The sequence below is a fragment of the Photobacterium rosenbergii genome (genome assembly GCF_033022775.1).
Classification (GTDB): Bacteria; Pseudomonadota; Gammaproteobacteria; order Enterobacterales; family Vibrionaceae; genus Photobacterium; species Photobacterium rosenbergii_A.
The window spans coordinates 40,033-52,335 of sequence record NZ_JAWJZI010000003.1 but is presented as its reverse complement, the minus strand read 5'-3'; the positions used below and the strand labels follow the sequence as shown (position 1 = coordinate 52,335).

8 protein-coding genes are annotated in these 12,303 nt (G+C 45.1%); 4 read left to right on the top strand and 4 right to left on the bottom strand.

Features of this window, described 5'->3' with window-relative positions:
- The first annotated feature begins 378 nt into the window (after positions 1 to 378).
- On the top strand, positions 379 to 1,995 hold the full coding sequence (locus R2X38_RS08190; protein WP_317521749.1) for an ATP-binding protein: 1,617 nt from the start codon (positions 379 to 381) through the stop codon (positions 1,993 to 1,995).
- Between the two features lie 69 nt (positions 1,996 to 2,064).
- Here R2X38_RS08190 and malZ read toward each other — a convergent pair whose 3' ends face one another.
- From malZ to R2X38_RS08175, 3 genes are all read right to left on the bottom strand, one after another.
- Positions 2,065 to 3,918, bottom strand: a complete 1,854-nt coding sequence (gene malZ / locus R2X38_RS08185) for a maltodextrin glucosidase (RefSeq protein WP_317521748.1) — start codon at positions 3,916 to 3,918, stop codon at positions 2,065 to 2,067.
- A 165-nt stretch (positions 3,919 to 4,083) separates the two neighbouring features.
- A complete protein-coding gene (locus R2X38_RS08180; protein WP_317521747.1) occupies positions 4,084 to 4,533 on the bottom strand; it encodes a DUF4174 domain-containing protein in 450 nt (149 codons plus the stop codon).
- A gap of 256 nt (positions 4,534 to 4,789) precedes the next feature.
- The gene (locus tag R2X38_RS08175; RefSeq protein ID WP_317521745.1) at positions 4,790 to 5,713 is read right to left on the bottom strand and encodes a LysR family transcriptional regulator; all 924 of its coding nucleotides are present in this window, start codon (positions 5,711 to 5,713) and stop codon (positions 4,790 to 4,792) included.
- A 214-nt stretch (positions 5,714 to 5,927) separates the two neighbouring features.
- On the opposite strand from R2X38_RS08175, the gene R2X38_RS08170 reads away from it, so the two are divergent.
- The gene (locus tag R2X38_RS08170; protein ID WP_317521743.1) at positions 5,928 to 7,121 is read left to right on the top strand and encodes a glycine C-acetyltransferase; all 1,194 of its coding nucleotides are present in this window, start codon (positions 5,928 to 5,930) and stop codon (positions 7,119 to 7,121) included.
- An 80-nt stretch (positions 7,122 to 7,201) separates the two neighbouring features.
- Positions 7,202 to 8,233 carry an L-threonine 3-dehydrogenase gene (tdh, locus tag R2X38_RS08165; RefSeq protein ID WP_317521742.1) on the top strand — a complete coding sequence of 344 codons (1,032 nt, stop codon included), beginning with the start codon at positions 7,202 to 7,204 and terminating at the stop codon, positions 8,231 to 8,233.
- Between the two features lie 280 nt (positions 8,234 to 8,513).
- Here tdh and dcuC read toward each other — a convergent pair whose 3' ends face one another.
- A complete protein-coding gene (dcuC, locus tag R2X38_RS08160) occupies positions 8,514 to 9,875 on the bottom strand; it encodes a C4-dicarboxylate transporter DcuC (protein ID WP_317522246.1) in 1,362 nt (453 codons plus the stop codon).
- Between the two features lie 778 nt (positions 9,876 to 10,653).
- On the opposite strand from dcuC, the gene R2X38_RS08155 reads away from it, so the two are divergent.
- The gene (locus tag R2X38_RS08155; RefSeq protein WP_317522245.1) at positions 10,654 to 12,249 is read left to right on the top strand and encodes an ABC-F family ATPase; all 1,596 of its coding nucleotides are present in this window, start codon (positions 10,654 to 10,656) and stop codon (positions 12,247 to 12,249) included.
- Positions 12,250 to 12,303: the final 54 nt, after the last annotated feature.

Below are 12,303 nucleotides of genomic sequence, written 5' to 3'. Positions count from 1 at the left end.
TAGGGAAGAGACCGCCAAGCGGTTTGTAATGTTTTTGTTATAGATTTTATGGCGGAGAGTGTAACGTTTGCGCGGTTTTTATCCTAGTAAAATTAACGGCTTAGAAATGTGATCTTGAGCAAGTTGAAACAGTGATGTAACGCAAGCTTTTAGTTGCTGTTATCTTGTGGCCCGTAAAAAATGCTCAGACTTATTTTTGAGCGATAACAAATCGTGTTAGCAATTTGACTCTCAATTTGGTGATGATTTTTTAAGAGGGAGTCTCTTGTTATTTTTCTATTAAATAACAATCGGTTAATTTTTTGTCTTGTTGGCGTGTATTTTGCTTGATTGGATCTGTCAGGCTATGAGTCTTCACGATTTTACAGGAGTAATATAGTGGATAAACGTGCAGTAACAGCATCTGAGAGAAGTGCTTCGTTATTATCCTCTGCAATACAAAGACTATATCAGCAACTCTTAACCCGCAAATGTATAGTCATATTGGGCGCAGTATCTTTGAGTGTATTCTTGATGACTTCTGTGCTAATGCTATTTAATGGTGGGGATAACCCTTTATCATCAATTCTTTTTTCGTTTAAGCTATTGCTTCCGCTCATTCTAGTGGCCGCTGTTGCGATTTATGTTTTTCACACCCAGGTGACTCGTCCCATTGCTTTAATGACAAAGCAACTTGCACTCGTTGGAAAGGGGAAGGTGGATCTGCAAGAGTTGACCGACAAAGATTCAGAAATCGGCCATCTTGCACGTCAAATCCAATCGATAGACTCTAAGTTATTCTATAGGAATAACAAGCTATTACAGCTTAATGAAGCGTTGGAACTCCAGTCATTGCAACTGAATAAAGCTCACAAGGTAAAGTCTGAATTTATGGCTAACATGGGCCATGAATTACGGACTCCTATGAATGGAATTCTGGGTTTCATTCAATGCTTGCAACAAAAGAATTTGGGCCGTGAATCGAATCAGCAGGTTGAGTACATCAAGGAATCCGCCTTTTCATTGCTAACTCTGATTAATGAAGTACTTAACTTCTCCCGATTAGAAAGCAACCGAGTCGAGCTTTGTGAAAATGATTTTAATCTATGTCGGTTGGTTCAATCTTGTGTCACTTCAGTAGAACAAGACGCTAGTGAAAAAGGACTAAACATTGAGGTAGTTACACCTAGTGATGAGGATTGTGATTTTCATGCTGATGAACAGCATTTACGCCAAATAATGACAAACTTATTGAGCAACGCAGTGAAGTTTACTGAGCATGGGTTTGTTAAGGTCAATGTAGATTGGTTGAGAGAACTAAATGGTGAGGTCGAGTTATGTATTCGGGTGATCGACAGCGGTATTGGTATACCTGAACGAAAATGTGAAGATGTTTTTGATTCATACAAACAAATTGATGGGACTATTTCTCGCAAGTATGGTGGTACGGGATTAGGACTAGCAGTGTCTAGTAGACTATGTGAATTACTCGGGACTAAATTGCGGGTAAATAGTATGGAAGGGGTAGGGAGTGAGTTTTCTTTCCGGCTGAAGTTGAGAAAGGCGGAGAGTACCACTTCGAGCCAGTCTTATGCCCCTGGTGATGATGTGGTATGCGATTTATCAAGGTTTTCTAGCTGTCGGATATTAGTTGCCGAAGATCAGTTTGTGAATCAGCAACTTGTCTTAGCTTTTCTTAAATCCATGGGGCTGTGCAATATAGATGTGGTCGACAATGGTGAGGAGGCAGTTAACTATCTTGATCAAACCCTGCCAGATCTCATCTTGATGGACTGCCAAATGCCTATTATGGGGGGATTGGAAGCAACAAGAAGAATCCGTGAAAAGCAAAACTGCGAGCAGATCCCCATCATAGCGCTAACAGCCAATGTATTGGAAAGTGAAAAGCAACAATGCTTTGATGCAGGAATGGATGCGTATTTGGCAAAGCCCATTATCAAGATTAACTTGTTCAGCACATTGCTCAGTGTGTTGAGTGCGGATGCGGTAAGTTAAAGCCCTTACTTTCCTAATGAATAGTAAGGGCTTGAGCTATCACAGGATAATGTTCAGAGGGAAATATTGTTACGCGCTAAGTAATAGGCCTTCTTTGCCGGCTAAGGTGATATTCAATACACCGTCTTTGCACTCCCACTCGTCGCCAGTTAACAGATCGGTTAACACCGTATCTTCCGGCAAGCCTAGCTGCCAAATCGGTAGAGATAGCGCTTTAGAAGAGTCACTATTGTTAATCAGAGTGATTAAATGCTCCCCTTCAAGCTTACGTGCATAGGCAAGTTGTTGTTGCTCTGCATGCAGCCATTGAATGCTACCTTCCTGTAGCGCCAACTGGGACTTGCGCGTCTCGATAAGCTTGCTGACGAAATCAAAGGTGGCGTTAGGCGTTTCTGTTCGCTCCCACGGGAAGCAACGCCGGTTATCAGGATCATGTCCGCCTTCAAGTGCAACCTCGGTGCCGTAGTAAATACATGGTGTGCCCACATAGGTAAACAGCATCAACAGGGCCAATCTCATGGTGTCTTGATCACCGTCTAGGGTGGTCAAAAAACGCATGGTATCATGGCTGTCCAATTGGTTGAGCTGGGCTAGCTGGTTAAGCCATGGCACTTTGCCACGCACTTCTTCCAACCAGTCGGCGAACTCGGCCGCGTCTATTTTACAGTTGTGATAGGCAATATCTTTATTGGCAAAGAAGGCACGTACCGGGTGGGCAAAGCCATAGTAGTTCATGGCACCATCTTCTTGATCGCCTTCCAGCCAGCTGGTGGCTTCGAAAAAGTGCTCACCCAAAACATAACATTCAGGATTCACTGACTTCGCCGCGTCACGGAATGCTTTGACGTAATGGGCATTGTTCGCCGCCCCGACACCTTCACCAAGCATATGGATGACATCAAAGCGCCAGCCGTCAATGTTGTAGGGTGGGCGTAGCCACTGCTTGATGACGGCATCATCACCTGCATAGATGTAATCTTGTACTTCTGGGTTAGAGAAGTTGAGTTTTGGCAAGCTATCAATGCCTTTCCAACCAATGTAGTTGTCACTATCGCCATCGAACTGGTAATAGTCGCGGAAAGGAGAGTCTGGGTGACCAAATGCCCCAGATGTTTCTTGCTGTTGTTGGTAGCGGTTAAACCAAGGGTGGTTGACCGAAGTGTGGTTATACACGGCATCAAGCACAATTTTCATATCGCGTTGGTGCAGGTTTTCAACCATATGGCCAAACTGTTCGTTTGTACCCAGATGCGGATCGATACGGGTGTAGTCAGTGGTATCGTACTTGTGGTTACTAGGAGCCTGGAAGATAGGGTTGAGATACAGCGCCGTGACCCCTAGCGCTTGTAGGTAGTCCAGCTTATCTTCGATGCCTTTCAGATCGCCACCGTAAAACTCGTTCGGGCCATTGTTGTCATGGGAATCTGAGACCGGCGCCCCCCACTCTTTGGCGATGGTCGGTCGCTCATCGCCTTTCAGGAAATACTCGTTGTCTTTAACACTTATCGATGGATTGCCGTTGTTAAAGCGGTCGGGGAAAATCTGGTAAAACACCTGATTTTTCACCCATTGAGGCGGCTGATGTTGAGAATTGAACTTGAAGTGGGACTCTCGGCCCGGCATGCGGGGGCTGATCCCTTTACTGTCCAACCACCACTGGCGGCTGTTCTGCATCACTTTGAAACAGTAATGGGTTAAAGCTTTGTCTTGATTGAGTGGGATTTGTCCGTGCCAGTATTGGAGCCTGCCATCGGTTTTCCCTTTTTCCATATCAATGAGCATCTCTTCATTGTCTGGCTCGCAGCGAATGAAGATAGTGGAAATAAGGGTGTCAGCTTCGCTAACAAGCGTCAGGGTTAGGGTGCTATCTGACGCGTTTACCCATTGTTTGTCCTGTCCGTGGTAAAAAAAAGGCTTAGTCATCATTGTTATTCCGCCCTCAGAAGTCGATGTTCCCACTACCTTACTGCTTTTATTTAAAAAATGAATCCTCCCGATTCAAAATTTTCAGGCGTAGCGGGGGGCGTAGATAAAATTGCGAGTGATTCGTGTTTATGCAGCTTTATGCATTTTATAGATAGGCCGCTGCTAGATAGAGCAGCGACTGCTTGGCGAGTAAGCAATTTCTTTTTTGCGCATTGGCATGTTATCAACCAGCTGGGTAATGTGCTGCCAATTGGTTTGCTCGTTCCAACGGTATTTCTCCAAACCGTCTTTACCAATTAAGATAGCAGTGTGTTTGTTTCTGGAGACTTTATAAAGCTTTTCCAGCCTGACGATTTCATCTGGGCTGAACACGTCAGAGGGTTTGTTGAAGCCATCTTTGGTCATGACGACCACCACGATGTCCCGCTCTTGCAACATACAGTCATGCATTAAGGATTCTTTGATGAAGGCGTTCACATGTTGATCTTTTTCAGGGGCAAAGTAGAGAATGCTACGGTGGTTCCAATGCATGGATCCCATAGGGTAACTGAGTGCGTTTATACTGAATACCAATACAATTATCGCTAACAGGCTCTTTAACAGCTTACTCATTGTCGTCTTCCTTCCTAATGGTACGGTGGAAAGCCGGTGATGGCGCTGGGTAACAATCAACGCTGTTGCCAATAACTAACGACATACATGTCGGATTGGATCAAAGGTGCAAATCTTGTCTCATTGTTGTGCCTTTTAGTATATACCAGTGGTGGAGGGCAGGTGGAAGCGCTAGGTAATTAGGGAGAGCTCGGTAGATGCTCCCACCATAACAAGAAGTTTGGGAGCGTGATCCGTAAAGTTAGAAAGGGCTGCTTCAGGAAACGGTGTATTTCGCCACGTGTTCAGCAACGTAATCGATAAATACGCGCAGGCGAGCCGGCATGAACTTAGTTTGGGCAAACTGAAGGGCAATATCCCCTTGGTAATTGCCTTTGATTGTCCAATCTTCCAATACCGGTTTGACTTCACCTTCAGCAATTGCCTGCTTGATAACAAAGTCTGGGAAAATACCAATCCCCAAGCCATCAATAACACCACGCAGGCGCATTTGCGAATGGTTCACGGCATAACGCCCTTTGACAGGAATAGTATGCGTTTCGCTATCTTTGACGAAATCCCAAATATGGTCTGTGGTGGTTTCACCCAAGTAGAGGCAGTCGTGGTTCAATAGCTCGGTAGGATGAATGGGTGTACCGCGTTGCTCAAGGTAGTCAGGGCTGGCACATAGGCTCAAGCTGACTTTGCCGAGCTGTTTTAATACCAAGCCTTCCGTGGGTTTTTCCGTTAATCGGAAAACCACATCAATACCTTCTGATATCAAATCAATATCACCATCACGCGCTTTAAGCTTTAGCTCAATATCAGGATACTGGGTCAAGAAAGGCAAGACCATGGGCTGTAACACGATGCTCAGGAATGCTTTCGGCGCTGCAACAGTTACCGAACCAGAAGGGGTCTCGTGTTCAGAACTGGTAAATTCAACCACTTGCTTGGTGGCTTCTAATAGTGCGCAACATTGATCGTAGATGCCTTTGCCCGACTGGGTAATGACCAGTTTTCGGGTAGTACGTTCAAGCAGCTTGGTTGAGAGGGTTTGCTCCAACCGGGAAAGCTGCTTGCTTAGGGCTGAAGGGGTAACGCCGAGCTTTCTGGCTGCGGCTGTAAAACTACCTTCATCAACCACAATTTTAAACACTGCCAGTTCAGGCATTAAGGCGATTAGTTTATTTGTGTCCATAATTCACGAGACCTTTTCCACGAGAGGGGATAATAGTCTGATTGCTCTTTGATTAGAATGGCTAAAGTTCAAAGATCCTGTGAAATTGCATTAATTGCAGGTAAATCACCTAATCTATAAATGGAAATATTGCTCAAATAGGCGTTTTGAACGCGTATTTGTGCCAGTTGTCAATCGGTGGTGACTGGCAAACGATATTATTGTGAGGAACATCATGTCTGCCGCATTCTATGATCAAATTAAACAGCAAATAGAAGAAGTAAAAGCTGAAGGTCTGTACAAATCTGAGCGTGTAATCACATCTCAGCAAAAAGCTGCTGTTGAAATCAGCACGGGTGAAGAAGTGCTTAACTTCTGTGCCAACAACTACCTTGGCCTTGCCAACCACCCTGAGCTAATTAAAGCTGCCCAGGAAGGTATGGATAAGCATGGCTTTGGTATGGCATCTGTTCGTTTTATTTGTGGTACGCAAGACATCCACAAAGAGCTAGAGCAGAAACTATCTGAATTCCTGGGTAAAGAAGACACTATTCTTTACACTTCTTGTTTCGATGCCAACGCTGGCCTATTTGAGACGATTCTTGGCAAAGAAGATGCAATCATTTCTGATGCATTGAACCATGCTTCTATCATCGATGGTGTTCGCCTATGTAAGGCAATGCGCTTCCGTTACGCGAACAACAACATGGAAGAGCTTGAGCAGCAACTGATTGCGGCTAAAGAAGCGGGCGCTCGCAACACGCTTATCGTTACTGACGGCGTGTTCTCAATGGACGGTGTTGTTGCCAACCTACCTGCTATCTGTGACCTTGCTGACAAGTACGGTGCACTTGTAATGGTTGATGACTCTCACGCTGTTGGCTTTATGGGTAAAACCGGTGCCGGTACACACGAGTTCCACAATGTGGTTGACCGTATCGACATCATCACAGGTACCCTAGGTAAAGCAATGGGTGGTGCATCAGGCGGTTACACGTCTGGTAAGAAAGAAGTGATCGACTGGCTACGTCAGCGTTCTCGTCCATACCTGTTCTCTAACTCTGTTGCTCCAGCTATCGTTAACGCTTCTATCCGCGTAATCGACCTGCTGAAAGAAAGCGGTGACCTACGTGATCGTCTATGGTCAAACTCAGAGCATTTCCGTACGCGCATGGAAGCCGCTGGCTTCACTATGGGCGGTGCTGACCACGCTATCATCCCAATCATGCTGGGTGATGCAAAAGTGGCAGCTGAGTTTGCTGAGCGTGCACTAGCGAAAGGTATCTACGTGATTGGTTTCTCTTTCCCAGTAGTGCCAAAAGGCCAAGCACGTATCCGTACTCAAATGTCTGCTGCTCACTCTCCAGAGCAGCTAGACAAAGCTATCGATGCCTTCATTGAAGTGGGCAAGGACATGGGCATTATCTAAGCCCATATTCCAGAAGTTCAAGGGCTAAGGGCTGGCAATGTATCAGCCCTTAGAATTCTACCCTGCAGTAGGAACAAATAATGAAAATCAAAGCACTTTCGAAACTAAAGCCTGAACAAGGTATTTGGATGACCGAAGTGGACAAGCCTGAGCTTGGCCATAACGATCTTCTTATCCGCATCAAGAAAACGGCTATCTGTGGTACAGACGTACACATCTACAACTGGGATGAGTGGTCACAAAAGACGATTCCTGTTCCTATGGTTGTAGGCCACGAGTATGTGGGTGAAGTTGTTGGTATCGGCCAGGAAGTCCGTGGCTTTGAAATTGGCGACCGTGTATCGGGCGAAGGTCACATCACATGTGGTCACTGCCGTAACTGCCGCGGTGGCCGTACCCACCTTTGCCGAAACACTACAGGTGTTGGTGTAAACCGTGAAGGTGCATTCGCAGAATACCTAGTGATCCCTGCATTCAATGCATTCAAGATCCCAGAAGGTATCTCTGATGACCTAGCGTCTATCTTTGACCCGTTCGGTAACGCTGTTCACACTGCGCTATCTTTCGATCTTGTGGGTGAAGATGTACTGATCACTGGTGCTGGCCCAATCGGCATCATGGCGGCAGCGGTTGCTAAGCATGTTGGTGCACGCCACGTTGTGATCACTGATGTTAACGAATACCGTTTGGATCTTGCGCGTAAGATGGGTGTGACCCGTGCGGTGAACGTTGCTGAAGAGAAGCTGGAAGATGTCATGGCCGAGCTAGGCATGACTGAAGGCTTCGATGTTGGCCTAGAGATGTCAGGTGTACCATCAGCGTTCAACAGCATGCTTACCAGCATGAACCACGGCGGTAAGATTGCCCTGCTAGGTATTCCACCATCAGACATGGGTATCGACTGGAACCAGGTGATCTTCAAAGGCTTGATCATCAAGGGTATCTACGGTCGCGAAATGTTCGAAACTTGGTACAAGATGGCGAGCTTGATCCAGTCTGGTCTAGATCTAACGCCAATTATCACTCACCACTACAAGATTGATGATTTCCAGGAAGGCTTCGACATCATGCGTTCTGGTATGTCAGGCAAGGTTATCTTGGATTGGGAATAACCCTTACCAGATAAAGAAAAACGGGCTTTCGAGCCCGTTTTTTTATCTTTATCTAAAACCATTAGTACATTAACAGACCCTGGCTGATCGGTGGGGTAATGATTTGAGTAGATATGGCTTTCACCACAATTGCTCTTCCCATCGCTATGGTAGTAATGCAATTACATTTAGGCGGTTTCGTAGGAAGGGCAATACAAAGTAAATTGGCTGGTAACTAGCAGCAAATTAAAACGGGCTAAAAAGCCCGCTTTATTCGTTAGTAAAGGTGATTTAGGCTGTTTTAGCCAATCATTGCACTCATGGCAACCAGGGTGACCAAGCCACCCATCATTGGAATAGCAGTACGCTTCACCAGCTCAATAGGCGAGATACCTGCAACGCCAGCACAGGCGATAACAACACCGGCAACAGGTGAGAATGAGCGGAAAATACCCGAAGACAGCTGCATAGGAAGTGCAAAGGCTGCAGTTGACACACCCAGTGTCGATGCAATTTGCGGTGCTAGGTCAGAGAAGCTGAAGAATGGCGCGTTACCAGAACCTGACAGTAGGGCAGTGGCACCGATAATAGTCACCATCACGATAATCATCGGTAGATAGCCTAGGCCTGCAGTTGAAGTTGCGCCCAGCAACATACCGATGAAACCAATTGTGCTTAAACCTACTACGAAAGTTTGTGCAGCGATGATAAGTGATACCACGCTGGCAAACGCCTTACCCATGCCATCTAGGAAGATCTTCAGTGAAGCAGCAACTTTCTTGCCGTCACGGTTAACGATGAAATCACACACCATGGCAATGAACAAGCTGGTGAACATCGCAGTAACTACATCAACTTTGATCCAAGAAATCGCAAAGTTACTAAATGTCAGTAGCATCAGTAGCGGTAGGATAGGAAGAATCGCGAACCACTTTGGTGCTTCAACAGTATCTTGCTCAACTTCTTTCAGCTCATAGGTCACGCCGTTTTCAGCGTCTTTCTTATCGAACCAACGTTGGCAGAAGAAGTGAAGCACAGCAATCACAGCCATGATAACAGGGGCTACAACGATCTGATGATTAACAAAGTAAGTAGCGGCATCGATACCGATTACTTCCGCTGCTTTTAGCGAGTTACCAGAGGCTGGGCCAAGATCCAAACAAGCAGTTGTCGCCAATACTGCCGCTGTAGAGGCTGGCGTACAGCCGATGCGGACCAGTACAGGGTACATAGCAACAAGTAGAAGCATTGCTAGACCAACAGCAGATGGGATAAAGATGTTGATGATCTGGCCAAGTACATAAGTAAGAGCAAGAACGACATATGGGCTCTTGATCAGCGAAAGAGGCTTAGTCGAAACCTGTACCATAGCATTGGCAGCACCAATGTGGTTCATGTAGCTTGAGAAGCCCGCTACACTCATGATAATCAAACCAAGGTTGGCTACCGTGGATGAAGAAAGTGCTTTAATAACAAGGAAAAAGTCAAAAACAATGGCACCGGATGAATTAGTACCAGAAGGCAGGAAGTCGGTATTACCGGAAGCAACGCCAATAAGGATCATTAAAAGACCGGCAGCAAATAGCGCGGCTTGTGTGTTGTATTTCTTAACAATCAGATAACCCGCACCAAATATGATGGGTAGCGATAGCAATGGGATGATCATGTTTATTCTCGCAAAAAATAATAGGTACAGAATGTTGATGGTTGATAATCAAAAATATGTATATGAGCGTTATTAAATAAAAATCACCAACAACCTTGAATCTATTTAACATCCCTGTATCAAGTGTTGCTCCTGCAACGTATAGATCCATGATTTCCTTACGGCATCTGACATCTGGCTTAACTGCAAAAAAGACGATGCGATTGACGCTAACGTAGTGGAAATAAGCAAACTGATTTCAAAGCATCAAAACTTCAGAAGTTCAAAAATTCGAAATCGATTTAACGAATGCCTGACATAATCTTACTGAAAAGGGGTATTGAAAGAATGAATAGCTCATGTTTGTTGCGACCTGGGTCATATTGATGACTGTAACAAAATATGTCGTTAAATTAATTAAGAAATATCAGTAAATGAATTTGATTGAATTTAAATAGTATAAAAACAAAAAAATAACCATTAATGAGCTTTTAATGTATTTTGTTTTTAAATTGTTATTTGTGTTTAGAATATATACGACTTAATCACAATTTAAGTTGTGCCAATTATAACCCAAAGTAGGATTTAGAATATTCAATTAATTTCTATGCGCTGGTGACTTTGTGAAGTATGCCTTTGATTTTGAAGTGACGGGGTAACTAGCTATTTTTCTAGCCAGTAAATCAACCCGTGATGAAGTTCACAAAAGCTGTTATACTCCGCGTACATGGTGAGGAAGTCGTCTTTAATGGCGGCTTTTTTATTGCTTGATAGACATCATTATTGGAACAGTACATTGATTTCAACAGCTAATATCACAATGCAGTTCGGCGACAAGCCACTGTTTGAGAATATCTCAGTTAAATTTGGTGGTGGTAACCGCTATGGCCTAATCGGAGCGAACGGCTGTGGTAAGTCTACCTTCATGAAAATCCTTGGCGGCGAACTAGAGCAGTCAGGCGGTACTGTTTCACTCGATCCTAACGAACGTATGGCTAAATTGGGTCAGGATCAGTTCGCTTACGAAGAATACTCCGTTGTTGATACCGTTATTATGGGTCACAAAGAGCTTTGGAAAGTCAAAGAAGAGCGTGACCGCATTTATGCACTACCAGAAATGTCTGACGAAGACGGTATGCGTGTTGGTGATCTTGAGACTGAGTTCGCTGAAATGGATGGTTACTCTGCTGAAGCACGTGCTGGTGAGCTGCTACTAGGCCTTGGTATTCCAGAAGAGCAGCACTTTGGTTTGATGAGCGCCGTTGCCCCTGGTCTTAAAGTTCGAGTTCTACTGGCCCAGGTACTGTTTGCTGATCCAGATATCATGCTACTTGATGAGCCAACGAACAACTTGGACATCCATACAATTAGCTGGTTGGAAGAAGTTCTTTTGGCGCGTAACTGCACCATGATCATCATCTCGCACGACCGTCACTTCCTAAACAGTGTTTGTACCCACATGGCTGACCTGGATTACGGTGAGCTTCGCTTGTTTGCGGGTAACTACGATGAGTACATGATCGCTGCTGAACAAGCGCGTGAGCGTCTACATGCTGATAATGCAAAGAAAAAAGCACAGATCGCCGAACTACAAACGTTCGTGAGCCGTTTCTCTGCTAACGCATCTAAAGCGAAGCAAGCAACGTCACGTCAAAAGCAGCTTGATAAAATTCAGCTAGATGAAGTGAAAGCGTCGAGCCGTCAGTCTCCGTTTATTCGCTTTGATCAGGAAAAAGAGCTGTTCCGTAATGCGTTGGAAGTTGAAGGTCTGAAGCAGGGCTACGGCGATAACATCCTTATCAACGGGGTGAAGATGCTTGTTGAGGTTGGTGAGCGTATCGCTATTATCGGTGAGAACGGTATCGGTAAATCGACATTGCTAAATACTCTTGCTGGTGCGATGGAGCCGATGGATGGCATGATCAAGTGGTCAGAAAACAACAATATTGGTTTTTATGCCCAGGATCACAGTGCCGACTTCGAAGAAGATATGACTCTACTTGAGTGGATGGGCCAGTGGAAGAAAGAAGGCGACGACGAGCAAACTGTTCGTGGTATTCTTGGCCGTATGCTGTTCTCACAAAATGACATCAAGAAGTCTGTGAAAGTCATCTCTGGTGGTGAGCAAGGCCGTATGCTGTTTGGCAAGCTGATTATGCAAAAGCCAAACATCCTATTGATGGATGAGCCGACCAACCACATGGATATGGAATCGATCGAGTCATTGAACTTGGCACTTGAAAACTTCAAGGGCACCTTGATGTTCGTATCCCACGATCGCCAATTCGTATCGTCTATTGCAACGCGTATCCTTGAAATTACCAAAGACGGTGTTGAAGACTTCCACGGTACTTACGATGAGTACTTGGCGAAGAAAGGCCTAAACGGCTAAAACTAGTTAAGGTTACCTATTGTGTATAAAAGCCGCCGAATAAAGGCGGCTTTT